The sequence below is a fragment of the Enterococcus sp. AZ128 genome (genome assembly GCF_051714485.1).
In the GTDB taxonomy this organism is placed as follows: domain Bacteria; phylum Bacillota; class Bacilli; order Lactobacillales; family Enterococcaceae; genus Enterococcus_A.
Genome location: NZ_JBIORZ010000004.1, coordinates 238,504 through 264,816, shown reverse-complemented (window position 1 = coordinate 264,816; position 26,313 = coordinate 238,504). Strand labels below are relative to the sequence as shown.

Below are 26,313 nucleotides of genomic sequence, written 5' to 3'. Positions count from 1 at the left end.
AAAATAGAGTAGACAGATAGGAAATAGGTTGAAGATGACTCAATTATTTTCAACCTATTTTTATTAAGAGGAGTCCTGATGAAACAGACAAAAGTAATCTTAAGTCTCTTGATAGGCGTGCTTGGTTTAATCGGAGGCACCGTTTTTGCCGATGAAACTGAGAGTACCCAAGGAATGACTGAAAATGAAAAACGTGCAGGGTTTACGGTACAGGCCGTATTACCTGAGAACCAACTCAATGATCGGATCAGCTTCTATCATTTATTGGTCCAACCGGGTGACACGCAAACGGTTGAAGTGAAGATTTTCAATAGTTCTGAGGAGAAACAAACCTATCGAGTAGAAGTCATTCGAGCAGCCACCAATAAAAATGGATTGATCACCTACGATGAGCGGGACAAGCCAGCGGATAAAAGCATGGCGATGCCGATCACGAACATCGCCAAGCCTAAGAATAAGGAAGTCAGTGTCGAAGGCTATTCAGAAGGAAAAGCCGAGATCGATATAGCTGTTCCCGCCGAAGCCTTTTCTGGCATTAGCTTAGGCGGCATCCGTATTTCATTGAAATCTGATGATGAGGATGAATCTGAACAAGGCATGTCGGTGAAAAACACTTATGGGTATGCGATCGGTATGGTGTTGACAGAAAAGGCCGATCAGCCGATTTACGGTGAGACGGAATTGAAATTAGCATCGCTGAATCCTGAGATCGACTATGGAAGTAAGGTGCTTGAAGCTTCGATCCAAAATCCTTATCCAGAAGCGATGGAGAAGTTAGCAGCGGAAGGGAAAATTACGAAAAAGGGCAGCGATAAGGTGATTGCGAAGCATTCCCTTAAGGATGTCAAGATCGCACCGAATTCAGTCTTTCCATTTCAAATTGATTGGGGAATGTTGGAAGTCGCAGCTGGAGAGTATACCTTCACAGGGAAAGTCAAAGGGAAAACGAAAAGTTGGGATTTCAAAGAGGACTTTACCATTACACGAGAGATGGCGAAGAAGATGAACAAGCAAACCGCCTTTCGTGTGTTCATTCCTGAATGGTGGACTACGGCATTCTACGGCATGATTCTAGCGACTGTGATTCTGGCACTGTTCTTAATTCTACGTCTCATGAAGCGAAAGAAAGCGAAGGAGGGAGACGAGTGAAGAAAAAAATCGGGTTGTATCTAGTCACGGGGCTATTTTGTTTAAGTGTCAGCTGTGCCTCTGTCTATGCTGCAACGTATGAAGGGCAAACACCTGCGGGTATCGGATTTTATGATCCTAATAGTACCAGCAGTTCGACAGATCCAACAGATTCTACCACCACATCATCGACGGTTTCCAGTAGTTCAAGCAGTTCTACAGAACCGAGTTCCACGGTTGATTCTAGCAGTAAGGGTCAAATCTTACCGATCACAAATGATCGAGGGAGCAGCAGCGGAAGAAGCTATTGGGATACGGTAACGAATGCCGCCAGCAAAGTCTTACCGCAAACAGGAGAATTTATCAGTAAGAATCTTGCTTGGCTTGGTATGGGAATGGTTGGTATTGTTTTCTTCTATTTGAGAAGGAATAGGAGGAAGAAGGTATGAAGAAGATAAGGATAAGAGTTTTATCAGGATTAGTTGCCTTCGGAATATTGTTAGGTGCGATCTGCTCTCCTGAAAAAGCTTTAGCAAAGAAGAATGCTAGTTTCAGAGCAGAAATCAATCTCAATGTTTTAAGGGATGATGGAAGTGTTATACCTTTGGGGCAAGAACCTACGGTATTAGTAGATTATGCGTTAAGACAATACACTTATCATGATTCTCCTCCTGTTGTTACAGTAGATGATTATATCAATCAAAAACCAAATATCATACTAACAAATAATGGAGCTGGAAATTATTCTCATGCAGAAACAGAGCCCACAATGATGTTTGGAATGGAGTTAATAGGCCCTCAACATGGTCGTTCACATAGCAAATATCTTACGTATTCGAATTTGAGAATTACGAATGTCCCTGAACATATTCGATCAGTGTCTAGTATCTCATCAAAATTAGGGAATTACTCTTTTTATACTCAGAAGACGAGTTTTTATCAAGGAAGTGATAGTAATGATAATACAATATTTAAAGGAACTACAACTGATGGAATGGCTGTTATTCCGAATACAAGTCTGACTAAAACTGGGCCGGGAACATATAAATACACTGGAGGTAAAGTAGTTAGCGGTGCGGAAGACCCAGATTCTGTACAATTTTCAATAACTGGGGGGTCAGGAGTAGGATGGTCTGATTATCAATATAATTTTTCAAGTTTAGCTAGTAATGGAAAAAGAATCACTTTCTTTATGAAAGCATTCGAGATGAGAGAGCTTTTCGAAGATCAGGATGGCGCATCTTTGAATCCTCCAGTGGGTTTTACTCAAAATAAAAAATCAGATGTTGATAAAGATGTGTATACACATACAATGGATAAATTACCAACATCATATATTGCGAGTAATGGATATAATTACGAATTACAAGGATGGTATCAAGGTACTACAAGGCCTGCAACTTTAGAAACCTCAAACCCGCCATCAGTTACTGTGGATTATACTCAGCCAAAGTCTATTTCTGACTTTGATGCTGAAGGTCAAATTCATGTAGTTTATGCCAAAACCTTTCTAATCAATGAGAAATATACAGATGCAAGTAACAACTCTATTAATAGTGGCGCATGGGATAAATCTGTTCCGGTGGCTCCAAATGGAACATTTAATGGAGCACCTGCAGCTATTAAAACAGATAGTTCTAATACAGATTGGGAATATGTCGGATGGAAAGTAGGGGCAAGCGGGACTGTGAGTAATTCATCTGTAGTAAAAACTAATATTAATGGGAACTATTATATTTATTACATTTATCAAAGAGCTAGCACAACAGCAACACTGGACTTGACACCTACTCCTCAAATTGTTAAAAACTTAGATCCAGTTTCGTGGAGTTCTCGACTCACTAACACTGGGGCGACTGCATTGAAGAATCTAGTCTTGAAGAAGACTAGTAACTGGTCTACAGGTTTGGAAGATCCTGATAAAGTCACCATAACGCCAGCGGGCGGTTCGCCTCAGGATTTCAATTTGAATCCAGGAGATTTGGCTACGGGTGTCAATTTAACGGGGATCACGATTCCAAATGCAGGACCGAACAACTATGCGGACATTACCTTTACAACAAAAGCTTCTGGTGCAGTGAATCAAGTATTGCCAGCGGAGATTGAAGTGTCTGGGAATATTCCTACTCCTGTCACGGCAGAGAATTTTGTTCGAATCGATGATCTTGATGAACCGAACTTGGAGCCTGTAGGGAATGCGGGATTAATCAATATTCCTGATTTTCGTTTTGGAGAAGTCGAGGTTAAGCCATTCGCACACACGAAAGGACTAGACACATCACTGTATCAATCTGGCTACCATCCGTACATTCGTTTCATGGATATGGAAAGTACGGGCGGCTGGAGCTTAACGGCGAAGCTTGGTCAGTTTACTAGCGGTTCGAAGACGTTACCGACGACCACGACAATCAAATTAAAAAATGGAATGTTAATGGAAGTACAAAATTACAATAAGCATAATGAAACTTTAGCCAATCTTACTTTAGCAGGAACGGTAAGCATTCCATCTGATAGTAACGCTGTCGCATTTACGAATGGGACGAATCAAGGCGTTTATCACCTAGAATATGATATCAATGGAGTTGAGCTGGAATTAATGGCCCATTCCGGTATCGCGGGCTTGTCTTATACAGCCGATATGGATTGGACATTGACCACAGCACCTTAATTGGAGCTGTCCAATGTAAGAATCAAACGGATTTTTGAAAAAACGTCCTTATTACGAACAAGGAGCGAGAGAGTTCTATGTACAATTACGTTTGGCTGTCTGCGGGAATGGGTGTGTTGGCATTAGTGCTGGCGATCTTCTTCCTAGTCAAAGACTTAAGCTATTGCGAGCAGACAAATCAAAGAAAAATCACGTATCTTATTGCCAACTGGGGGATGTTTCTTCCGGCGATTATCTGGATCGGACTCAGTATCAGCTTGTACGTATTGATCCAGAATCAGCTGACGAGTTAGGCAAATGACCCGCTCGAATGATTGAGCGGGTCCATACATAAAAGCAGTAAAGAATGAGGTGGAAAATGAATCGGGTGTTGATCTTAACCAAGAATATTTCTGTAGATACCTATCTACAGGAGCAGCTTCAAAAACTGAATTACGAGGTCTTGATTTCAGTTTCTATCTGGGAAAATTGGGAGAATTCTGGCAGAATAGATCCGTTTATAAACTCCTTTCAGTGGGTTTTCTTAAGTGAAACGATTTCTGATGAAGAGGCTAGGCATTTTGGCGAGCAGTTTAGCGCAAATTGTTTGATCCGAATCGTCGGGGAGGAACCATCTGAAGCTGTTGTGTTGGAATGGAACAGCTGGCACATTCCAGATTGGGTGCTGGCGACGGCTTCTTTAGAAAGGCTGCGTGAAAAAATCATTCACAAAACCTTACTGCATCAGATAGAGAGCAGGGATTCAATGACAAGCCCATTCTATAGCAACCAGTCAGTAGCGAGTCATAAGAAAAAGGCGTTTCCGCTCTATTTTTCAGATATTCATTTTACAAAACTTGAAAAGGAAATTATTAATCGATTAATGGCAGCGAAGGATTTGTCTTTAACCAGAGATAATCTTTGCGAAGGCTGGCGATCGAAAAATCAAAACTCCAAGCTGAGCCAATTATCCACCGCGATCACGAAGATTAGAAGAAAAGTGATGGAAGCCTATGGGATAGAAGATGCGGTTCTCACGATGTGGGGTGAAGGCTACCAGTTGAACACCTATTTTTATCAATGCCTTATGAAAGGTGAATACCAAAACTATCAGCAAAGTGTCCGCACGTAAATCCGAAGTGCAGAAAGAAGGAATGGCAGTGAGTCAAATATTACTATTAACCAAAAATACATTAAATGAACAGTCGTTTGAGAAAAGATTGCGTCAGTTAGGGCATGAAGTCTTCACCTCAACTATGATGATCGATGCCTGTCTCTTAAAAACACCGAGCAGTGAGATGATCAAAGCATTCCAGTATGTCGTTCTAAGCGAAACAATCGCAAATGCAGAAGTAAAAGAACTCATAAAAAGAATGAAGGAACACACACTCTCCATCCTAAGAAAATCAGATGAACGCTTAGAGGATGCCCAACTAGACGAATGGAAAACACAAGGCGTAACCGACTGGATCGAAAGCGAACCAGAACTCGAAGCGCTGCGGGAAAAACTAAGCGGCGATCAACTCATAGCCAATCAGAAAATCGTCCGCTTACCCAAATCATCAGAGAAACGCCCATTATCAAGCCTATCTCTAAGCGGAGGAGAATTAAAACTGTTTCAAATTCTCTATGAACAACAAACACAAACCGTGTCACGAGAAGAAATCTGTCTACGCATGTGGAATAGGCCGAAGAGCAATTCCAGCATGTCGCAACTCTCCGTGATGGTGAAGCATCTGAAGAACAAGTTGGCAAGCCAACACGTCGAAGGTCCGATCATCGAGACCTGTTGGGGGCAAGGGTATAAGCTACATGGGACGGTTTATGAGCAGGTGTATGTTGAAGGGGAAGATGAAGTTTTGTTTGGGCAGTAGGAGAGAGGTCTTTTAGGCCTCTTTTTGTGTTATTAAAACGCCTAATTAGAGCAAGTTAAATGATTTTCTAATTATTAATATTATTTTAAGTAAACCAATCAAGGTTGAAAATCTACCGTATACGGTATTTTAGTTGTTTTAAATAATTCATTGTGATAATTTATTATTTTAATAAATGATTTTTTGGAATTAAGATATTATTGTATTTGATTTTGTTGCAACTGAAGGTACAGTAAAAAAAACTACACACATGTAAAGTTAAGGTCTAGACGCGCCTCTAATTTTTCGAAAAAGACATTAAGATTCGGATTAATAAAGTTATATTTGAAAAATATTACTAATGGATATTAACAAAAGGAGTTAATGAAATGGCAAAACAAAAAATTAGATTCAATTATTTTCAACCGCAACTAGTAATTGAGGGAAATGAATTAGTTTCATGGGATATGAAAAAATTTTTAGATACAATATTAAACAACAAAAGAGCATTTGATGCTTCAATTTTTTTAGGCGATGAGGTCTCTGATTTGGAGTGGAATAGTTGTGATTATGACTATGCAAATAATTTGTATTATATTCAGTTATCGAAACTTAGATCAAAAAATATACCTTCACGAAAAAGAATAAACCAAGATAAAGAAGATATAAATTTGGCCGATGATGAATACTTAGGAGAGTTTAACTTACTGATATATGACCCTCGAACAAAAGTATTGATAACTCAAGGAAATTTTTATGGCCTAAATATTAAGCAAATTGCATCAACATTGAGCGGCTTAAGGATGAAGGTAAATGATTTGAATGAAGAGCCTGATGGGGATCTGCCGTATATTGTAAATTTAGCACCAGTAATTGACAGTAATGCTATAGACAAGGTGATGAACAATGAGATATATCGAAAAATTACAATTAAAGGAGCAGATTTTAATGAAATAGCTGATGAAGATTTAAATTCAGATGTTTTAAGTAGATCAGTTGAAGCACTATCGAAAGTTCATGGAATGAATTTTGAAATTACTCTTTCAATGGCAAAAGCGGGAAAAAATGAATCCTTGGATTCTGAAGAAATACGTCGAATGATTAAAGATGTTCTAACATTAACTAATGATAAGGATTTAGATGTAGGCATGCATGTAGCATCTAGAAGAGATATGGAAAGTTCTATGGATTATATTGATTTATTGACACCAAAGTTAAGTTCGGAGATAGTATTAGAAGTACAAAATCGATCTACTATTGGTGCTGATTATATTTTCAATGGGTTTAAGGAGCAAAATTACTTTGCTGAAGGAAATGCTATGCAAAATAAATTAATTCGTCTGTTACCAAAGTAGAGTAAAACAAGGTGATAATATGAAATTGGAAAAGGCAAAAAAAATTCTAAAAAAGGGTGACTTGATTGATAAGATAGATTATTTCAGATATTTTATCACAATCATTATTTGTCTTAGTCTGGTTTGTATCTATAAAAAAGGATACATGTTGAGTATTCGTGGGGCAATAAGTGACACGATAGCTTTTTCATCAATAATTCTGGGTATTCTCGGATTGTTAATTGGGTTGCTAATGAGTCTGAGAGAAGATTCTATTTTTTTTAAGAAGGCTAGGAAATATGACTTAGATTTGGAAATTTACGATAAGTTACTTAAAAGAATAAGAGATGCTTTTCTATATAATATTGTTTTAGTTTTACTTTCTATTTTTTATTGTTTTGTTATTCCTAATATGCCGCCATTTATTAAAGGTATGGGCTTATTTCTCTGGTTCTTTCTGTTTATTGTTGTTTCATGGGATGTATTTTATCTTATTTGGATAATTGTAAAAATCTGTACCTTTAAGGATAATGATACTACGGGTAGAAGAAGCGTGAGTTAATATATGTTTTGCCTTATAATCAATAAAAAATATTGGGGTTTTGATTATATACTATTTTAAATTATTTTATATCTTATAATATTGATTTACAATCTGTTTTTTTATTAAATAGAATATTTTCATCTGAGTCTTTCCTTTGACACCAACTCCAATCTATGATAATTTTTTTAAAACATTGTAAATGGTCTAAAATTTATTTGGAGGTATAGTCATGACATTCAGCAAACAGTTTTCAACTGAATCTTGCTGTTGTTGTATGGTGCTAAAAAGCAGCATACCGTTTTGTCATGCCTATTAACTGCCCAATTTTCGATTTGTATAGCTGCTGGTATACCCGTTGATCGGGATACTCTGGTGTTAACATAGCGGAATCTCAAGGTGCTGATTAATAGTCAGCGCCTTTTTTTGTTTTTCAAAAAATAAATTCTTTAGTGCGAGGAGTGCGACGATGATTATTGATTCGATACAGGCAGCGATCGGGGGAACCCCGCTGCAGCGTTTTACCCATCACCATTTTGAGGAGATTCCTGAGGGTTCGGCGATTTATGCAAAGCTGGAGTATATGAATCCGGGAGGGAGTATCAAGGATCGATTGGGTGTTTATCTGATCGAGGAGGGTCTGGCGAAGGGGAAGATCACAGAGAGAACGACCATTATTGAGCCGACAGCTGGAAATACTGGGATCGGTGTTGCGCTTGCGGCATTGGGTGCGGGCCTGCCGACGATTTTTGTAGTTCCGGAAAAGTTCAGCTTGGAGAAGCAAGCGTTAATGATGGCTTTAGGTGCGAAGCTCGTCCATACACCGACGGCTGAAGGGATCAGCGGAGCGATCGAAGAAGCGAAGCGGCTTCATGAGGAGATCGCCGACAGTTATTTGCCGTTGCAGTTTGAAAATCCTGCGAATCCTGCGGCCTATTATCATTCTTTAGCCCCTGAACTAGTTGAAGATTTGGGGACTGAAGCGATCACCAGCTTTGTAGCGGGGATCGGCAGCGGCGGGACCTTTAGCGGTGTTGCGCAGTATCTGCTGGAACGGAATTCTGCGGTACGCTTGATCGGTGTGGAACCGGAGGGCTCGATTCTTAATGGCGGTGAGAGTCATGGTCATGAGATCGAAGGGATCGGTGTGGAATTTATTCCGTCCTTTCTTGAAGGCTTGCCGATCAACAGGTTTGCGACGATCAGCGATGCGAATGGATTTGCGATGACACGTAAATTGGCGATGGCGCACGGGCTTCTGATCGGCAGCTCATCGGGTGCTGCGATGGTGGCGGCATTATCGGAGGTTGCCAAACTGCCGGCTGGCAGTCAGGTCGTGACGATTTTTCCTGATGCAGGCGATCGTTACTTATCAAAGGATATTTATTTTCGGAAGGCGTATTGAGGAACTAACTATGAATGGCATTTGCCAAGCTATGGTCATTATAGGTTGGCGAAACGCAGGGACGTTGCAGTAGTTCCTGCAGGTAAAGGCAGAGGTCTATTTGGCAGAAGACTTGGGAGGTGTAGCTCGTCGGATGTGCTGAGTGTTAGAGCTAGCGAATTTTTTGAAAGACAAATAAGCAGTAGAGAGGGAGTTGTCTCCTATGGGATTGGAATTCATGCCGATTTTTGAAGAGTGGGCGCTGGATTATGATGCTGAGGTCAATGGCGGAAATCCAGAGTATCAGGAAGTGTTTACGAATTATTGGCAGGTACTTGCGGAGATCACAGCTGCTTCGGGAGAGACGGTGTTAGAGTTTGGCAGCGGAACAGGAAACCTAACGGAGACGTTGGTTGCCGCTGGTAAGACTGTTTACCCGATCGAGCCATCGCCGGAGATGCGGAACCTTGCAGCTGAAAAAGCGGCGTTGCGAGAAGTCGCTTTCTTGGCTGGCGATATGGAGCATTTCCCTGTACCGCCAGAACCAATAGATACGATCGTCTCAAATCTAGTCTTTCACCATTTGACTACAGAAGAAAAAAAGCAGGCGATCAAGCGTTATCGCCAGTTATTGCCTGTTGGCGGAAAGATCATCTTCGGCGATACGATGTTCTTATCACAAAAGGCTTATGCGGACATACTTGCGACGGAAAAGGCGGCAGGCAGCGTGCGTTTAGCGGCTGATCTTGAACGGGAGTATTATCCTTTAATGAGTGAATTAGAAGAAATCTTTCGAGCGAACGGCTTTCAAACAAGGTATCGGCAAATGAACCGCTTTGTTTGGCTAGTCGTCGCGGAAAAAATAATGGAGGCAGAATAAAGATGAAAATGAATGTGGAGAGTTTTAACCTGGATCATACAAAAGTGAAGGCGCCGTATATTCGTGTGGCGGATAAGAAGACTGGAGCGAATGGCGATCTGATCGTGAAGTACGATGTTCGCTTCAAGCAACCGAATCAAGCACATATGGAAATGGCGGCACTGCATTCTTTGGAACATTTGACCGCTGAATTGATTCGGAATCATGCGGATTATGTGGTGGACTGGTCACCGATGGGCTGCCAAACAGGTTTCTATCTAACGGTGTTAAATCACGACAACATCGATGAGATCATGGATGTCGTCGAGCGGACTATGAAAGATGTGCTGACGGCTACCGAAGTTCCTGCCAGCAATCCAGTTCAATGCGGCTGGGCAGCGAGTCATACGTTAGAAGGCGCGCAGGCGTTAGCGGAAGAATTTTTAGCGGACCGTGATGAATGGCGCGTTGTTTTCGCCGACGAATAAAGGTGGAAGTGAACGGATACTAAAGAAGCTGGCCTGACCGAAATCAGGTTCGCTTCTTTGCTTGTCTTCGGATTATTTTAGTTTGAGAAAATGAGGATCGAAAAAAGAATGATCGAAATCAAAGCAAACCCAATCGTTTTCCAGTATTTATAGTAAAGGGCTTCTGATAGTGCATACAGAGCAAATAGACCTAATAATAGTAGGGACAGCTGTAATGGGAAGAGTCGATTGATGTAGGAATACAATCCGACGCTGATGAATAAGATGCCGAAGCTCAACATCAGCCAAATTTTAACCCTCATTTGTTTAGCGGAAATCGTCGGCGGCACTTCTTGATGCTGTTTTCGAGCTAATTGATCTCCATTGCTTTTCAAAAGAAAACCAAGATTAGTTAGTAGTTGCATTGCGCCGAAAGCGACAAAGAGTCCTCGATAGATTTCATTCACCCAGCTCATCGTTTTTCACCTCGGTATTTTCCAAATTGGAAATGATTTTATTTAGATAGTCTTCCAAATTTTTTCTTTGATCTTGATCCAATCCCTCCAAGGCGCGTTTGTTTACACTTTCTGCTGAGCCGACTAAGTTATCGACTAATGTTTTTCCTTCGTTTGTCAAGATAACCTCATACGCCCGCCTATCGAGTGAACTTTTTTCTTTTCTTACTAGCCCCCTTTTTTCGATTCTTTCGATGACGGCTCCGACTGTCGCCTTATCGGATTTTAGATTCAAAGCGATATCAACTTGAGTCGATGTTCCCTTCTCTGATAAAAGCTTTAGAATGGCCCATTGAGACGTGGTGATACCCGCGCTTTTCAATTCATTGTTTAGGTGTGATTTAATATTTCTGGCACTTGTATTTAAAAGATAGCCTAAAGATTGATTAATGATCATGCTGCCGCCTCCTGAAATATAGTGTGTACACATACTATATATTGGATAGACGTCCTTTGTCAACGCACTTATTGAAGAAATAGTGAACGACGCGATCGAAAGTTGCGTTGCATTTCATTGAGTGTCATTTTTGGATTTAAACGGCACATTACTTTCTAACTAATTGACGTTTGAGTTAGTTCTAGATTAGCAAAGAATTTTAGACAACTTTTAGGAGAGGAAAACTAGTCTCAAAAGAAGGAGTCTATCTATGTTCAAATGTTACACGAAATGATAAAGAGTATCTATCAACGGTCAACGTATCAAAATTTTAAAGAGGCAAAACTTGAAATTTTTAACTATGTCCAAGTTTTTTATAACAATCGTAGAATTCACAATGCATTAGCATATTTATCCTCCTGTGAAATTTGAGTAAAAGGTATTGGCTGATTAACATAAAAAGAGATCTCACAAAAATGTCTCATCTATCGACTTTGATTCAAGTGTATAAAAAAAAGCTATGATCAAACTCTGATCACAGCTAGTTAATGTTCTATTGATTCACAATTTCTGCTAGAGCAGTCAAAACGGCGATAACGTCATTTTTTGAAACAAATCCCATTGTTCCAATTCGGAAAGTATCCTTGTTTAATGGGCTTTTTCCACCACCTACGATAATTTTTCGCTTAGCCAATTCTTTCACGTAATAATCTGCATTTTCTGGTGCTGATACAGCGGTCAATGTAGGTGAAGCGTAAGAATCATCTTCTACAAGAAGATCCAAACCTAATTTTCTTACACCATCACGAACAACGTGCATATTTTCATTATGTCTAGCTAAAACATTATCTAATCCCTCTTCGAAAATCATATTTAATCCTTCTTGAATAGCAAGCAATGTATGAGTTGCTGGAGTATGAACTGTTAAATCTCTATGAACATAATCACGATCTTTTGAAAAGTTGAATAGGTATCTTGGATTTTTAATCCGCTCTACTGCATCCCAAGCTTTATCGTTTAAGGCGACAAAAGACAAACCTGGAGGTGCCATAAGAGCTTTTTGAGAAGCGGTAAAAATGATATCTATATTCCAGTTGTCCATTTCAATATTGATACCTCCAGCTCCGCTAACGCTGTCTACTACAAGAAGAGCATTTGTATTTTTGAGTGCTTCGCCGTATTTTTCAATATTATTAACAACTCCAGTTGAGCTTTCATTATGAATGACAAAGACACCCTTTGTATTATCAGTAACTAACTGCATGACTTCTTCAACATTCTGCTCCATTCCGTATTCAAAATCGACGCGAATGATATTCAAATCATAGCCTTTTGCAACATTATAAAAAAGCTCTCCAAAGGCACCATTAATAGGAATAATTACTTCATCTCCCGGTGAGAAGCAATTTTGAATAGTTGCTTCCATAGCCCCTGTACCTGAGGTGGTTAACATTAAGACATCATTCTTTGTTCCGAAAATTTTTTTCATACCTTCTGTAACTGAATGTTGTGTTTCTTTGTAATATTCACTTCGATGCGAGTAGGCCTCTTGATCCATTGCTAACATTACTCGATGTGGGAGAGCAGTTGGTCCCACTAACATTTGAATTGTTTTTTCCATTTTTTATTTTCCTTTCTTATCTTCAAAATGAAACTGATAAAAAAGGATGGAGAATCTTACAATAATTTGTTCTTTACGAAGTATTTTGTATATTTTGAATTATAGTAACTCTCAACATATTCAAGTGGTAAGTCTTTATCGTTAAAAGTAACCCGATTACGGTAGAAGACAGCGCTATTACTCGGTAAATCGAGTAGTTCGCAAGTTTTATCATCAGCATTTACAGCCTCGATTGTCTCCTCACAATACGTAGGATTTTCGCCTAAATTGCGTAATAATTTTGTTATGGAATTATCTTTTTCAAAACCAACATTATTTAAATCAATTGGTAAAGAAGATGGAAGGTAAGAAATTGACCTTGCCATTTTGTATCCCTTAACATTACGAATTCGTTCGATCCTAAAAACGGTCTTTGTATCGTAAGGGAGCATTAAGTTGTCTAGAACCTTATCTGACGGTTTCACTAGGGAAATTGATTTGAGTTCTGTTTTTAGATCATCAAATTTCATTAAATCGCCTGTAATTTCATATAAATTCCACATGAATTGGTTTTGGTTTACAACAATCGAGGCATTCCCTTGTGATTTTTTTAAGTATCCATCACTTTCTAACATCTGAAGAGTTGACCTTACAGTAATTCTGCTAACATCAAAAAGCTTCATTAAATCGTTTTCAGAATAGAATTCTTCTCCATCCTTTATGATTTCATCCACGATTTGGCTTTTCAAAATGTAATAGAGCTGTTTGTAAAGAGGTACTTTTGACCCTTTGTCTAATACAGTAGTTTGTGGGGCGACTTTCCAATCTTTCATTTCCGTAATTTCTCCTTATCATAAGTCATCATTCAATTTAATTAATTATTTCGTTGAGATAACAACCTTTTATATACTTTGGGTGGAATCAACGATAGAAGAATATTGACAAGAATTTATCTAAAAATCTCAACATCGCATTTTTATCAAAAGTATTCTAAAAAGGTCTTAACAAGAAGAATATACCAAAGTTTAAGCCTGGATTGCGAGTCAAAATGAATTTTTCATGGATAAAAAAGGATTTATCATAAGATTCCCATTTCGATGCCCGATTGAAAGACCAAAATCATTTTGCTTAACTAGCAAATTTTAGGATGTTATCAATAAAGCGGTAACATTTCAAATTACTTTCGTACTGCTTTAGCCTTACTGACTAAACCATTAATTTTTTCAATTTCGTTCGTAATTTCTGATTCGTTAATTGAATCATTGATAATAAATGATCCACCAACACAGATAATCTGTGGTTCTTGAAGAAATTCAATGAAGTTATCCTCATTAACTCCCCCTGTTGGAAGAAAATCGACATCATAAAATGGGCCACTTAGGGCTTTAATAGCAGATAAACCTCCAATAATGTTCGCTGGAAAAATTTTAAATATTGAAATATCAGCTTCGTTCATTCCTTTCAGAATCTCAGTAGGGGTTAAAACACCAGGTGTGATAGGAATGTTCTTTTCAGATGCATATTTAACAACTTCTGGATTGTATCCAGGAGATACTAAAAATTTCGATCCAGCTTCAATTGCAATTTTAGCTTGTTCCAAAGACTTAACAGTACCTGCACCTATTGATACGTTCTCAAGTGTAGAAAATTCTTCAATAGCTTTAGCAGCTAACTCACTTCTAAAGGCTACTTCGACCATTTCAATGTTGCTGTTCTCAATAACTTTTCTAATAATCGAAATTTGGTTCTCCGATTTTAATGTGATGATTGGCAGTAATCTTGCTGACTGCAATTGACTTTTAAAGTCCATAGTAATTGTTCCCTCCTCTAAAAATTCAATAATAATTATTTGAGATACTTGTCATTACATGTTGTGCTTTTTCTATTTTCATCCTCCTTTCTTATTATGAAAAGCACTGTTGAAACTCAAATTTTACCTTAATAAAAATAAAAAAATCCTACTGAAAACTTTTTTTAATCGAAATAAAGCGAACGATATATACCACTAAAACGCTACATAAAAGCATTTTGTGAAATGGTTTTCAGTATCTTGCTGTGACACCATCATACATAACTTGTCATAACAAGTCAAACCTTATTATGACAAGTTGACTTGTTATGACATGTTTGGTATATTGGTTTTACTGATAGCGCATACAAGGGAGTTTTAGTATTTTAAAGTCAGATGTGAAAAGGAAGTTTAGAAGAAGAAAAAGGAGGTTGTAGGTATTGATGGTATGTGTGAGCTAAACTAACTTTTTATATAAGTTCATTTAAAGATAAGAAAGGAGACGTAGGATTTAATTATTGGGAATCCTATACATTTAATCTATGAGTTATAATATTGAAATTTGGCAATCATTATTAATTGCAATTTGGGTAGGATTAGTAATGACTCGATCTCTAGGAACAATGACGCTAAATTTGCGGTCAAGTCCTTTAGTAACAAGTTTGGTTGTTGGTATCATTTTAGGAGAAGTCAGCCAATCTGTGATGATTGGTGCTGCAATTCAATTGGTTTACATGGGTGTTGTTGGGCCTGGTGGGATTAATGCTTCTGAGCCAACCGTTGCAGCGGCAGTAGCAATTCCAACAGCAATCTACGGTGGTATCAGTGCTGAAGCTGCGTTGGCGATCGCCGTACCAGTTGGATTAGCAGGAACATATCTCTATCAAGCACGTTTCTTTATAAATACGATTCTCATGAATAGAGTAGACAAAGCAGCAGAAAAAATGAATGATAGCATGATGACACGATACACACTTCTATATCCTTTCATAGGAGGAATGCTATTGTTTGTACCTACAGTATTTATTGCTATTCAGTACGGAGCACCTTTTATTGCGGATTTACTTCAATCAGCCACTTCGAAAACTTTACTACACGTTTTGGAAGTTGTAGGTGGAGGGTTAGCTGCTGTAGGTATTGCGGCAGCGGTATATATTATTGCAAAACCTAAGTATATGCCGTTCTTTATTATTGCTTATTTCCTAGCAGTAATGCTTCAAAGTTTAGAAGTCAATATGACAATTTACGCTCTTTTAGGGGCATTGGTTGCAGTAGTTTATGTGACCATTCGAAAAGAAGCCGCAGATATGGCTAATAGTTAGGAAAGGAACGGGAGGCGAAAAAATGTCTGAAATGATTGATACAAATTCAGTAGGATCTACAGAATCAAAACCAGAGAAAGTAACGCTTAAGGATATTAACAAAGCATGGGTAAGATTTCATTATGCGGTTGAAATGCCCCATTCTTTTGATCGTTATATCGCAGCCTCATTTTTGTGGGCACTGCGTCCAATTTTACAAAAGATATATAAAAATGAGGAGCAATTGCGACAAGCTTATGAACGTCATTTAGTTTTCTATAACACTCAAGTTGTTTGGGGTGGCGGTACAATTTTGGGAATTGTCGCTTCTATGGAAGAAGAACGTGCGAAGGAAGAACATGAAACTGGTGAATCGGTAATTACAGATGAGTCTATCAATAACTTAAAAGCTGGACTGATGGGTGCTCTGGCAGGTATTGGAGATTCGATTGATGAAGGCGTTGTTCAATATATTTTTATAGCTATTGGATTACCATGGGCTCAAAGAGGATCAGCTTTTGGAGCATTCTTCCCATTCTTATGTTTTGCCTTATACCAGTTTGGTTTTGGATGGTATTTGACACGTTTAGGTTATAAGTTAGGTCGACAAGCAGCAGCAAACCTAGTTGGAAGTAGTAAGACACAACAAATTCTTGATGGTTTGGCGATTCTTGGTTTGTTCATGATGGGGATTTTGGCTGGTAGCTATGTTAAGATTAGTTCAAGTTTGAAAATAAACTTGGGGAATAAAAACTTTTTTGTTCTGCAGGATGCTTTAGACCAGCTTTTACCAGGGGTTTTACCAATTGCAGCAGTCTTTCTCTTATACTTCTATTTCAAGAAGAAAGAGTTCAATATCACTAGAGCAATAGTATATATGACTATCATTTTAGGAATACTTGCTTTCATTGGTATTCTTTAAAGATAAAAAAGCATTAATGCTGGAGGGATTAAGATGGGAAAAGTAAGTTTTGCGAGAGTAGATGAACGATTGATTCATGGACAAGTAGTTGTTAGTGTTGCCGCAAGTTCAGGAGCGAATACAATTTATATCGTTGACGATGAATTAGCAAAAGATGATTTCATGCAGACAATTTTAGCAGGTTCAGCAAGAAAAGCGAATATGACTTTCAAAGCATTTTCTGTTGATGGAATTATTGAACAATGGGAAAAGGATCAGTTTGGTGATGATAAGGTGCTGCTGATTTCAAAAACTGTTCCTCCGATGCTTGAAGTTGCGCAACGTGGTGTTGAAATGGAATCAATCAATTTAGGAAATGTTATGAAGAAAAAAGATAGTGTTCAAATCATAAATACTGCGGCTATTACTAAAGAAGAAGCAGAAGATTTTAAAAAATTGAATGAAGATAAAAATATCAATGTTTATTTTCAAACAATTCCTGGTTCAACAGGAAGCGTTAGTTTGAAGGAAGCACTTAAAAAATTTAACTAAGTTAAAATGAGAGGTTAATTATGATTGGAATAGCAGTAATTACACATGGGAATTTTGCTGATGGTATCAAAGATTCTTTAAGAATGATTGTTGGCGAACAGGAAAACTTTGAAAGTTTAGGACTTAGAGAAGGCCAAGGACTTGAAGAGTTCAAAAGTGAAGTGAAGGAAGTCATTATAAAAGTGAATTCTGATTCAGGAGTATTGGTTTTCGTAGATATGTTTGGAGCTACTCCTTTCAATTCTGTCTCTATGCTTCGAAATGAATTAAAAGCTGATGGAATAGATGTTCTTATGATAACTGGTGTAAACCTTCCAGTACTGCTTGAAGCTTCTACTTTAAGAAGTGGAACTACATTGGAAGAGTTAGCAAATCAATTAACAGAATCCTGTCGAGAAAGTATCGAATTGCTAGATTTACGTTAATCATATGGATAAGACAACGATAAAAGAACTTTTTATGACTTTCGGGATAGTCAACAATGTGAGAATCACCAAAAACCAGAAACTACGCTATTTAACGATTATCAAGCAGTATTTTGAAAATATCGGTTTTGAAAAAATTGATATTTTGAAATATAAAGTGATTAAAAAAAAGAGTTACTTTTCAGTTATTGGGGACATTGAGAAAGCAGACTATATTGTTTCGACATATTACGATACACCTGTTTTTAACCTTTTACGTCAAACATATGAACCATTCAATGAGGATAGAAGAAAAAGCCAAAATAGTATGAACTATATTCTTTCAATGATATTGATAACGACAATAATGCTTTTGGTAACAATCTTTATTGTATTGCCGATATTTCAGGATGGCGTTTTTGGATTTAAAGACATACTCGCTAGCCTTATATCAATCTCGTTACTAGCATTGATTATCAAGTTTTCACGTGTCGGAGGATTTCCAACTTTTGGAAATTTGATAAGAAATACTTCTAGTGTTGTTGCTATATTAAAGTTTGCTAGTTTGCTTGGTCCAAAGGAGCAAAAGAAAATTGCTTTTGCGTTTGTTGATTATGGATGTGAGGATTACTTGGGCTATTATGCATTGAGTAAGGAATTAGTAAAAAAAAGAAATCAGAAGGTCATTTTTTTGGATTGTGTTGGGGCGGGGAATCTATGTCAGTCAAATACGAAAAGTGAAATTTTGACTTCCTATTTTGAGAACTCTCTATTCGTATACGGTAATTTTAAAAATGAAAGAAAAAAGGATTACGAAGAAGGAATAGAGGCGAGTCTAAAAATTTTAAACAATGAAACTTTTAAAAATAAAAAGTTTGACTCAACAGATGCAACAATATGAGAGACAATTTAAAGATAGCAAAAATCCGAAAAGAATCCTCTTCTTTTCGGATTTTTTGACGAGTACTTGATTTGTTCTGAAGGACGATTTAATTTTCCTAGATATAATCAGGTTCATAAAATTATTAAGGCACTTCCTTCATCTATTTAAACATTGACTCATGAAGGTGATAAGGGATTATTCAAAGGAGAGTAATTTAATTAAAGTCAGAGAATCAAAGCGGTCAAATGAAGTTTTCCAAGCTGACCATTCTTTATTAGATTTGATACTAAAAGAGTTTCTAAACGTCCGTGGTTAGCAAATTACAGTCGAACAATTGCCAGCTATTCCTTATCCTTAACTGAAGACGTTGTAGAAGCAGGGAGAGATGATCTGATGATTGGACTATAGTAACGCCATTCATAATAGAGGAAATCCGCTATTCCAATCCCAAAGTGATACATTGTGAAATTCGAGCAGCGGTACGGATGCTTATGTTCCAAGATCGTTGGTATACCAACGATGCTTGTAATTCGAGCTTGTCTTTTTTGCGATGCTTTGGTACCTTGCTTGTATCAGATTGTTTCAACGAGTAGTTTGGATTTAGGGGGACGGGCAATTGCTAGGAGAAAAATTAAAAGCGCGACGACTATCATTGGGATGGACACAACAGGAGGTGGCCGATCACCTGCATGTATCACGGCAGACGGTCTCGAACTGGGAGGTTGGACGGAATTTTCCAGACATTCCGATGATTCTTTCGATTAGTGATTATTACCAGATCTCTTTAGACGAATTGTTGAAGGGTGATGAACGGTTAATGGATAAAATGAAAAAAGATGCAGAGATGGTAAAACGAGCCAAGCGGAGAAAACTGTTTGATGGTGTGTTTGTCGTGATGTTGCTGCTGACGGTTCTTATTGCTTTTATGGCGAGCCGGATACCTGAATTGGCGAATCAGCGATTATTGCCGATGGTGATCGTAGGGATCGTTTTTCTCTTTTCGATTCTGCGCTACTTTTTTGTCATACCGAAAGAGGATACGATCAAAGGGCTGCAGGCGCCTCTAGTGATCCCGAAATCCTTTGGTGTCGGCTGGGCGATCAATCCGTATAATCCATTAGGAGTTGTACTATTGATTCTAGTATTCGTTGCGATCGAATTGATGATCTTTTTTGGCAATTAAAAATAGAAAGGCATTGCGAGTTTGTTTACAGGAAACTCGTGATGTCTTTTTTAATTATTGAACAATAGTAATAAGAATGATTTCTAAAGCGTAATATTTTCATGAAAATGAATAAAAACAACAGAATGAACAAATTAAATAATATTATAAAACGTAATTTTAAACAATGTTAAATAGCTCGGCAACGATGTTTTGTTTATTGTGATTTGTTATTGAAAAATATCACCTGAATAGTTATAATAAATCACGGAGGTGAAAAAATGAAAACATCACAAGAGTTGAAACAAGAAGCTAGAATGATTTTGCGAGGAAGATGGGGAAAAGCAGTACTATTAAATGTCATACCGACCCTGATCATTGTTGGGTTTGCTTTGGTATTTACTGTACCGATCGTTGTCTCTCAAGTCATTGCAGCGATGAATAGTGGTTATTATGTGACTGGTGGAAGCAATTATAGTTCATTCAGCAGTTTATTTTCTATTATAGCGAGTGCTCTATTTACGAGTGGAATATCATGGACTTATCTTGATTTAATCAGAGGAACTCGGGATGACATCCAGCCATTGAAGGATGCGTTGCGGGCGTTTAATGGGAAAACGTTGGTCACTGTTGCGATCTTAGCTGTGCTTGTCAATTTATTTAGCGGGTTGTGGGCAATTCTGCTAATTATTCCGGGTATCGTAAAAGCGTACTCTTATTCTCAAAGCTACTATATTTATTATGATAGTATCTTGGATGAGAAGGAAGGGCGCAATGCCTTAGAGACGATTACTGCTAGTCGGAAGATGATGAACGGCTATAAAGGAAAATTGTTCTTATTAGATCTTTCCTTTATTGGATGGCATATCCTTGCTATCGTGACGTTAGGTTTAGGGTATTTATGATTAACACCGTATATTCAAGTAACAAGATCAGCATTTTATGAAGAGTTAACAAAAAATGATTAAGTGATATAATTATATGTATTAAGTGTGAAAAAGTTTGGGAAATGGAAGGAGCTAGCTAGACGATTGGGTCTAACTAGCTTCTTTTTCTATGCCAACCTAAAAGAATGCGAACGGAATAGAGTGCAAAAATAAGCGAATCGTAGGCGTAAGCGGTTCGCTTATTTTTACATTTTATCCTTATGCAGATGGCTAGTTATATTAGGAGGTTCTTTCCATATAGAGTTTATATATAGAAGCGAACAGTTCGTTTTTTGATTCCAGTGAGATCTCATTCGTATCGACCAAAAAGAAATTCGAAGTATTGTCTGGAATTAAAGATTCGAAGGTACTAATGTATAGATCGACTTCTGGATCGGATTGATCCCTAAAGCAACTATCGACGAATGAAAACATGGCTAAGAAATCACATAATTCGGATACGATTCGATGATTCGGGATGGGAACGATCGCGACTTTGATTTTTAGTGCTCGCTGTGCCATGTAAGGTTCGAAAATATAATAAATATAATTTAGAAAATCATAGGGATACTTGGAAAGCCAACCCAATTCCTTTTTAGTGGCGACCCTTGAGAAAAAAGCTTCTACTGGAGCGATTTTCTGCGGCGTGATCGTTGGAAACAGCACTTCATAATTTGAGAATTCATTCATCCAAGGCAATGGCCTGTGGTTGAGGGAAAAACTCAAAAAAAGCGAGAGCGTATTCACTAAAGGAAGCAGCGTATTCGAACCAATCGTCAAATCGACTCTACCGAATAATTTATCGATGGTAGGAATAAATTTGATGACTTTCTTTTTTTCGAGATAGTGCTGATAGATATCCTTTACTCGAATATCATCGTTGTGAAAATAAAGGTTTGAAAAATAAATCTGAAAGACTAAACTCTTCACCTCCGCATCTAGCGAGCAAGTCGAAGGAATGAAATCAGCCAAATAATCCGTTAATGCGCTCGTGACTTCAGCAGGAACGAAATCATTTATCGCAGGCGGACTCTTTACAGAAAAGTTGTTCTGGATTCTGAGTTTCGCGACTAACAGGATCGTCAATATATCGTCATTATTAATATAAGGGCAATCGAAGAAGCCTATTTTCTTCAATAGTTCCTCTTCCTTCTGCCGCTCCTCTTGAACCTCCAGGATTCCTTGTCCTAACGAGCATGACCAAAGGATAGTGTGAAAGAGCATCCGGACCTCATACTCATTTCCTTCTAGTTTCATAGAAGATAAATTTATTTTTATATCAAATTTTTTTAGAAAAGTTAAAAAAGGCTGCAGCGTTCTTCGAATGGTAGATGTACTGGTAAAGGAGGTCGTGCAAAAATCGACTAATGTTTTATCAGGGTTCAGCAGGACAAATAAAATGAAATTGTACGGGAGTGATTGACGTAATAGAAATTGATTATACCGATTCGTATCGTAGGCTTTTTTGCTCCAAATAATTTTTCCGTTTTCATCAAATAATTTGTAGCCAAAAAGCGTATCTAAATCTACGGAGATGTTTTCCAACAAATGATAAACAGTATTTTTAGAAAAGCGCAGCAGCTTAATAATACTGCTTATGGAATATATGCCATCGTCTAACTTGTTCAATTCTAAAAAAATTTCCAATTTTTTCTTTGATTCATCACTTAATAGTATTGATTCCATTTATTTCTCCTTCATAAATTAATTATTTTCCAGCTTAATTCATACTAACAAATCACTTTATTATTTAAAATAATATTTCCGTTTTTTAACTATAAAAAGGTTAAAAAATAATAAAATATTTTTTCAAAATGAGTATTTTTGCGGGAAAACACGATTAAATCAATGTTTTGTAGTTAATCCTATTGTTAAGTTTTAGTGAAAATGCACTTAAATTAATTCAAAAACAAATATTTACAAAAATATCTCTTTGTTGTTACACTAATTCCGTAACTAATATATTAAAAAAACAAGCAAAATAATTCTTTTATAATTTAATTAATCTTTAAATGATTAAACCAAGAGAATACGTAGCTTTTCTCTAATAGAAGAATTATGAGCGGATTAAGGAGGTGAAGTGAATGAAAAAGAGGATGTTCAGAAAGATTTTCTTTGTAGGGCTTGTTGGAATGAGTGTCAGTTTTAATGCTTTGGGATATGCGGCTGTGAACTCGGATGGGGAGATCAATCTAGTAGAAAATGGTTCACCTACAGATCCCAAGAATCCTTTAGATCCATCGAAACCGCAGGAGCCTGAAGATCCTAATAATCCACCTACTAATGAGAAAGGTCCCTTATCCTTGGATGTAGCGCCGAAAGGCTTCTATTTTGGGACACAAAAGATGTATCACGCGGCTCATGAGTATAAAGCGGAGGGTGTCGCTGATCACGCGCAGTATTTGCAGGTGACGGATAATCGGGATGCGGATACGTATGGGTGGACATTGAAGGTTCGGCAAGATGGTTATTTGCGAGATGAAAAAACGAAGTATGAATTAAAGGGTGCGACCTTGACTCTTCCAGTAGGAGAAGCGAGGAATCGGAACAACAGTGCCGGCTCGACTGAGCTCGCGGCTGATTTGACCACTTACGGTGTCGAAGTAAGTAACGAAGAAAAGGTCATTTTCAGTGCGCCGAGCGACACGACGAAAAAGGCGGGGAAATCAACATCAACAAATTCTTGGCAGTCTCAAAGTGTATCTCTCAACATCCCAAAAGATACAGCTAGAGAGGGCGAATATTCAAACAAAATCTATTGGATCCTAACAGATGGCGGTCCAACTAACTAAAAAGGAGAATTATTTTATTATGCTGAATTGTCAAATTAATTGCAACATTTCTTCTTGAAAGACTTCCCAACAATTTTTCCAGTTCAATGTTTTTTTAGGACGCATATTTATCTTGCGTAATGCTTCCTGTTTCTCCGTAGGGGGTACCTTTGAAAAATCAGTTCCCTTAGGGAAGAATTCTCTAAATAAACCATTCCCATTTTCGTTAGATCCGCGTTGCCATGGGGAGTATGGATCACAAAAATACATAGGTACGTCTAAATCTTTCTCAATTTCTTTCCAGCAAGAAAACTCTTTCCCACGGTCGACCGTAAAGCTTAAAAATGCCTTGTGACTCCCTAGGTCTTGCACAAAAGCTTTAATCGCTTGTGCCATTGACTTCGCGGTACGATCCCTCATTGAGATCGCCCAATAAAAGCGTGTTTTCCGTTCAATAAACGTTGCTTCGCAGGCTTTGCTTTCCCCTCTGCTAGAAACAACTGTGTCCAACTCCCAATGTCCAAATTCTTCTCGAGTTGACACAGAAGCTGGGCGTTCATCAATGGTATGCCCTACAGTCATTTTGCCTCGTGCCTCTTCTTGTTTTTCTTGTCTTCTGCCTTTATGTCTCAGACACTGTTTAGACACATTAAGAATACCGGCATAGAGCCAATTGTAAATGGTTTTGAATGAAACTATTTGACGATCATTCGCAATTTGTTCAGGGGACCAGCTGTCTTCAAGATCACATTCAATCTGATAAGCGAATTCAGAAGTCCATTTGGACTTCGCACCACAGGCACTGCGCTTCATTTCCGCATCTAATTGCGCATTGTCGGCATTATAGATCAAATCTTCGGGTACTCGTTTCAACTCACGATCAATCGTTGTTCGGCTAACACCAATTCTGTCCGCTATTTCTTGAATACTCTTGGCATCATAAATCATCGTCTCTATACATTTTCGATTATCTCGTGTAAGCTTTTTGTGTGAACCCATCAAAATCACTCCTAGTAGTTTGTTATCCTAAACTCATTTTACTAGAAATTTTTGATGGGTTCTTTGTTGCGATTAATATTACAATTCAGCTTATGAAAAAGACAAAATTAATGGTTGCAGGTTTAATGATGGGCACAATGCTTTTAGGAGGCGTTTCATCAGCATACGCGGCAGATTCAACAGGTACAGTTGACTTCACTCAAAACACAGGTGGCGGCGATCCGAGTGATCCAACAGATCCAATTAAAGAAAATCCAGATCCAGTAAATCCAACTCCAGAAGTAGGTCCACTGATCTTGAAAGTTGTTCCAGAATTCAACTTTGGTTCGCATGAAGTAAACCAAGCAGGCGGAACTTACAATGATACAGAAATCGTAACGAACTATCTTGAAGTTCGTGATAATCGTGACGCTGGAACAAACGGCTGGTCTGTTATTGCAAGCCGTACTGAATTCACAAACGGTTCAAAACAATTAACAGGTTCATCTTTGGCATTGCCAAAAGGTGTCGTTCGTAACAGTATTGCGAATACAACACAAGGAAATACTGCGACTGCAGATGCAATCGCTGACGATACAATCTTAGCAACTGCTGCAAATATCCCTGTTGGATCAGCTACTACTGTATTAGAAACAGTGAAAAAAGATGATCTAGTTGGTAAAGCAAATACAACAAGCAACGTTGCAGAAGCAAACCCTGCATCATTGACTGTAGCTCCAGGAACAGCGGCTGTTGGAACATTCACTTCAACAATCACTTGGACTGTTACAGCTGCGCCATAAAAAGTTAGGAAAGCAATCGTTATTATAGTAGTTGGAAAGGAAGAGCATTTGTGAAACGTTTGAGACAACTTTTTTTTACTTTAGCGCTTATTCTTGCGGTGAGCCCATCTCTTGCAGTGCATGCGGAAGAGGAAGGCGAAAGTGCTGGCTATAGTGTCGCTAAAGTAGCACCGACAAGTCCCCAAGTGGATGAGTCTAGTTCATTTTATGATTTGAAGGCAACTCCTGGGGAGGAGATTAAGATTCAAGCAGAAGTGACCAATCATGGTTCTTCTGATATGAAGATTAAGATGGGTGATTATACGACCTATACGAATGCCAATGGTGAGATCAATTACTCTTCGCCTTTAGCGAAGGAAAAAACGGACAAAAGCCTGAAGATTCCTTTTTCTGATATTGCGGAAATTGAAGGGGAAGGCACAGAGACACTTTCACCAGGAGAGAAAAAAGTTGTCACGATGACTATAAATGTTCCGCAGGATGCGCCAGAGGGTGTCATTTTAGGGTCTTGGTATTTTGAAAAAGAGGACGAGGCTTCGTCTGATACAAAAAAAGAGGAAAAGAAAAAGACAGGCATTAATATTGAGAATCGTTTTGCTTATGCGATGGCTGTAAAATTAACCGTTCATAATGAAATTGCTACCCCAAACATGAATCTGTTAAAGGTCTTTCCTGATTTGAATAACTATCAGAAGGTTATCAATGCCACTGTCCAAAACGACCAGCCGGCGATTATTTCAAACTTGAATTTCACTGGTGAAGTCACGAAAAAGGGCAGCAGCAATGCTGTGCTTACTGGACAGTTAAAAGACCGTAAAATGGCTCCTAATTCCAATTTCAACGTTCCCTTTTTCTTAGGGAAGGAACCATTAAAAGCGGGAGATTACACCCTTCACTTGAAAGCGACGACCACTGATTCGAAGTGGGAGAAGAAGACTTGGGAATGGACAAAGGATTTCACGATTACAAGAGAAGAAGCCAATAAATTAAATGAAGAAGCCATCAATGATCCAGAACCTGAGCCGAATTATCTGCTCTATGTCTTGATCGCGGTCATCGCATTATTGGTAATTTTATTACTTGTGGTTCTCTTTCGTAAGAAGAAGGAAAAAACGACGAAACAATAGGAGGAAGATAAA

The 26,313-nt window shown here is 38.1% G+C and carries 29 protein-coding genes; 22 read left to right on the top strand and 7 right to left on the bottom strand.

Annotated features, from left to right (window positions below; genetic code table 11):
* Nucleotides 1–78 precede the first annotated feature (78 nt).
* From IGI38_RS22520 to IGI38_RS22470, 11 genes are all read left to right on the top strand, one after another.
* Nucleotides 79–1,149, top strand: coding sequence for a DUF916 and DUF3324 domain-containing protein (locus IGI38_RS22520; RefSeq protein ID WP_438734151.1), 1,071 nt, complete (start codon nt 79–81; stop codon nt 1,147–1,149).
* Nucleotides 1,146–1,577 (top strand): LPXTG cell wall anchor domain-containing protein, encoded by a 432-nt coding sequence (locus tag IGI38_RS22515; RefSeq protein WP_438734150.1) that lies wholly within the window; start codon nt 1,146–1,148, stop codon nt 1,575–1,577. Before IGI38_RS22520 ends, IGI38_RS22515 begins: the two co-directional genes overlap by 4 nt.
* Nucleotides 1,574–3,796, top strand: coding sequence for a WxL domain-containing protein (locus tag IGI38_RS22510; RefSeq protein ID WP_438734149.1), 2,223 nt, complete (start codon nt 1,574–1,576; stop codon nt 3,794–3,796). Before IGI38_RS22515 ends, IGI38_RS22510 begins: the two co-directional genes overlap by 4 nt.
* Before the next feature lie 77 nt (nt 3,797–3,873).
* Nucleotides 3,874–4,089: a hypothetical protein gene (locus tag IGI38_RS22505; protein WP_438734148.1), complete on the top strand. Its 216-nt coding sequence runs from the start codon at nt 3,874–3,876 to the stop codon at nt 4,087–4,089.
* Between the two features lie 65 nt (nt 4,090–4,154).
* A complete protein-coding gene (locus tag IGI38_RS22500) occupies nt 4,155–4,907 on the top strand; it encodes a winged helix-turn-helix domain-containing protein (RefSeq protein WP_438734146.1) in 753 nt (250 codons plus the stop codon).
* A 22-nt stretch (nt 4,908–4,929) separates the two neighbouring features.
* The gene (locus IGI38_RS22495) at nt 4,930–5,649 is read left to right on the top strand and encodes a helix-turn-helix domain-containing protein (RefSeq protein WP_438734145.1); all 720 of its coding nucleotides are present in this window, start codon (nt 4,930–4,932) and stop codon (nt 5,647–5,649) included.
* A gap of 368 nt (nt 5,650–6,017) precedes the next feature.
* Complete coding sequence (locus tag IGI38_RS22490) at nt 6,018–6,983, top strand: DUF6731 family protein (protein ID WP_438734144.1); 966 nt, start codon at nt 6,018–6,020, stop codon at nt 6,981–6,983.
* A gap of 19 nt (nt 6,984–7,002) precedes the next feature.
* Nucleotides 7,003–7,524: a hypothetical protein gene (locus IGI38_RS22485; protein WP_438734143.1), complete on the top strand. Its 522-nt coding sequence runs from the start codon at nt 7,003–7,005 to the stop codon at nt 7,522–7,524.
* A 448-nt stretch (nt 7,525–7,972) separates the two neighbouring features.
* Complete coding sequence (locus IGI38_RS22480; RefSeq protein WP_438734141.1) at nt 7,973–8,908, top strand: PLP-dependent cysteine synthase family protein; 936 nt, start codon at nt 7,973–7,975, stop codon at nt 8,906–8,908.
* A gap of 202 nt (nt 8,909–9,110) precedes the next feature.
* A complete protein-coding gene (locus IGI38_RS22475) occupies nt 9,111–9,767 on the top strand; it encodes a class I SAM-dependent methyltransferase (RefSeq protein WP_438734139.1) in 657 nt (218 codons plus the stop codon).
* A gap of 2 nt (nt 9,768–9,769) precedes the next feature.
* A complete protein-coding gene (locus IGI38_RS22470; protein ID WP_438734137.1) occupies nt 9,770–10,234 on the top strand; it encodes an S-ribosylhomocysteine lyase in 465 nt (154 codons plus the stop codon).
* A 77-nt stretch (nt 10,235–10,311) separates the two neighbouring features.
* Here IGI38_RS22470 and IGI38_RS22465 read toward each other — a convergent pair whose 3' ends face one another.
* Both IGI38_RS22465 and IGI38_RS22460 read right to left on the bottom strand, forming a co-directional pair.
* Entirely contained in the window at nt 10,312–10,689 is a 378-nt protein-coding gene (locus IGI38_RS22465) for a hypothetical protein (protein ID WP_438734135.1), read from the bottom strand.
* The gene (locus IGI38_RS22460) at nt 10,673–11,125 is read right to left on the bottom strand and encodes a MarR family winged helix-turn-helix transcriptional regulator (RefSeq protein ID WP_438734133.1); all 453 of its coding nucleotides are present in this window, start codon (nt 11,123–11,125) and stop codon (nt 10,673–10,675) included. Before IGI38_RS22460 ends, IGI38_RS22465 begins: the two co-directional genes overlap by 17 nt.
* 246 nt (nt 11,126–11,371) lie before the next feature.
* Here IGI38_RS22460 and IGI38_RS22455 point away from each other — a divergent pair, with 246 nt between their 5' ends.
* Nucleotides 11,372–11,536, top strand: coding sequence for an IS3 family transposase (locus tag IGI38_RS22455; protein WP_438734388.1), 165 nt, complete (start codon nt 11,372–11,374; stop codon nt 11,534–11,536).
* A 121-nt stretch (nt 11,537–11,657) separates the two neighbouring features.
* On the opposite strand, the gene IGI38_RS22450 is transcribed toward IGI38_RS22455, so the two are convergent.
* The 3 genes from IGI38_RS22450 to IGI38_RS22440 all read right to left on the bottom strand — a co-directional run bounded on the left by IGI38_RS22450 (nt 11,658) and on the right by IGI38_RS22440 (nt 14,514).
* A complete protein-coding gene (locus tag IGI38_RS22450) occupies nt 11,658–12,725 on the bottom strand; it encodes a pyridoxal-phosphate-dependent aminotransferase family protein (protein ID WP_438734132.1) in 1,068 nt (355 codons plus the stop codon).
* A gap of 56 nt (nt 12,726–12,781) precedes the next feature.
* A complete protein-coding gene (locus IGI38_RS22445) occupies nt 12,782–13,537 on the bottom strand; it encodes a GntR family transcriptional regulator (RefSeq protein ID WP_070621335.1) in 756 nt (251 codons plus the stop codon).
* A 344-nt stretch (nt 13,538–13,881) separates the two neighbouring features.
* Nucleotides 13,882–14,514 (bottom strand): bifunctional 4-hydroxy-2-oxoglutarate aldolase/2-dehydro-3-deoxy-phosphogluconate aldolase, encoded by a 633-nt coding sequence (locus IGI38_RS22440; protein ID WP_438734130.1) that lies wholly within the window; start codon nt 14,512–14,514, stop codon nt 13,882–13,884.
* Nucleotides 14,515–15,035: 521 nt separating this feature from the next.
* Between IGI38_RS22440 and IGI38_RS22435 the strand changes: the two genes are divergently transcribed.
* From IGI38_RS22435 to IGI38_RS22405, 7 genes are all read left to right on the top strand, one after another.
* Nucleotides 15,036–15,815, top strand: a complete 780-nt coding sequence (locus tag IGI38_RS22435) for a PTS mannose/fructose/sorbose/N-acetylgalactosamine transporter subunit IIC (RefSeq protein ID WP_438734128.1) — start codon at nt 15,036–15,038, stop codon at nt 15,813–15,815.
* 22 nt (nt 15,816–15,837) lie between these two features.
* Nucleotides 15,838–16,716, top strand: coding sequence for a PTS system mannose/fructose/sorbose family transporter subunit IID (locus IGI38_RS22430; protein ID WP_438734127.1), 879 nt, complete (start codon nt 15,838–15,840; stop codon nt 16,714–16,716).
* A gap of 33 nt (nt 16,717–16,749) precedes the next feature.
* A complete protein-coding gene (locus IGI38_RS22425) occupies nt 16,750–17,247 on the top strand; it encodes a PTS system mannose/fructose/N-acetylgalactosamine-transporter subunit IIB (RefSeq protein WP_438734125.1) in 498 nt (165 codons plus the stop codon).
* A gap of 20 nt (nt 17,248–17,267) precedes the next feature.
* Complete coding sequence (locus IGI38_RS22420; RefSeq protein WP_438734123.1) at nt 17,268–17,672, top strand: PTS sugar transporter subunit IIA; 405 nt, start codon at nt 17,268–17,270, stop codon at nt 17,670–17,672.
* Nucleotides 17,673–17,676: 4 nt separating this feature from the next.
* The gene (locus IGI38_RS22415) at nt 17,677–18,552 is read left to right on the top strand and encodes a hypothetical protein (RefSeq protein ID WP_438734121.1); all 876 of its coding nucleotides are present in this window, start codon (nt 17,677–17,679) and stop codon (nt 18,550–18,552) included.
* Nucleotides 18,553–19,150: 598 nt separating this feature from the next.
* A complete protein-coding gene (locus IGI38_RS22410; protein ID WP_438734120.1) occupies nt 19,151–19,717 on the top strand; it encodes a helix-turn-helix domain-containing protein in 567 nt (188 codons plus the stop codon).
* 260 nt (nt 19,718–19,977) lie between these two features.
* Complete coding sequence (locus IGI38_RS22405; protein ID WP_438734118.1) at nt 19,978–20,601, top strand: DUF975 family protein; 624 nt, start codon at nt 19,978–19,980, stop codon at nt 20,599–20,601.
* A 261-nt stretch (nt 20,602–20,862) separates the two neighbouring features.
* Here the strand turns inward: IGI38_RS22405 and IGI38_RS22400 are convergent, their stop codons facing one another.
* On the bottom strand, nt 20,863–22,308 hold the full coding sequence (locus tag IGI38_RS22400) for a helix-turn-helix domain-containing protein (protein ID WP_438734116.1): 1,446 nt from the start codon (nt 22,306–22,308) through the stop codon (nt 20,863–20,865).
* Nucleotides 22,309–22,706: 398 nt separating this feature from the next.
* On the opposite strand from IGI38_RS22400, the gene IGI38_RS22395 reads away from it, so the two are divergent.
* Nucleotides 22,707–23,414, top strand: a complete 708-nt coding sequence (locus IGI38_RS22395; RefSeq protein WP_438734115.1) for a WxL domain-containing protein — start codon at nt 22,707–22,709, stop codon at nt 23,412–23,414.
* Between the two features lie 30 nt (nt 23,415–23,444).
* On the opposite strand, the gene IGI38_RS22390 is transcribed toward IGI38_RS22395, so the two are convergent.
* The gene (locus tag IGI38_RS22390) at nt 23,445–24,392 is read right to left on the bottom strand and encodes an IS30 family transposase (RefSeq protein ID WP_438725454.1); all 948 of its coding nucleotides are present in this window, start codon (nt 24,390–24,392) and stop codon (nt 23,445–23,447) included.
* A 92-nt stretch (nt 24,393–24,484) separates the two neighbouring features.
* Between IGI38_RS22390 and IGI38_RS22385 the strand changes: the two genes are divergently transcribed.
* Both IGI38_RS22385 and IGI38_RS22380 read left to right on the top strand, forming a co-directional pair.
* Nucleotides 24,485–25,174: a WxL domain-containing protein gene (locus tag IGI38_RS22385; RefSeq protein WP_438734113.1), complete on the top strand. Its 690-nt coding sequence runs from the start codon at nt 24,485–24,487 to the stop codon at nt 25,172–25,174.
* 50 nt (nt 25,175–25,224) lie between these two features.
* On the top strand, nt 25,225–26,301 hold the full coding sequence (locus tag IGI38_RS22380) for a DUF916 and DUF3324 domain-containing protein (RefSeq protein WP_438734111.1): 1,077 nt from the start codon (nt 25,225–25,227) through the stop codon (nt 26,299–26,301).
* Nucleotides 26,302–26,313 lie beyond the last annotated feature (12 nt).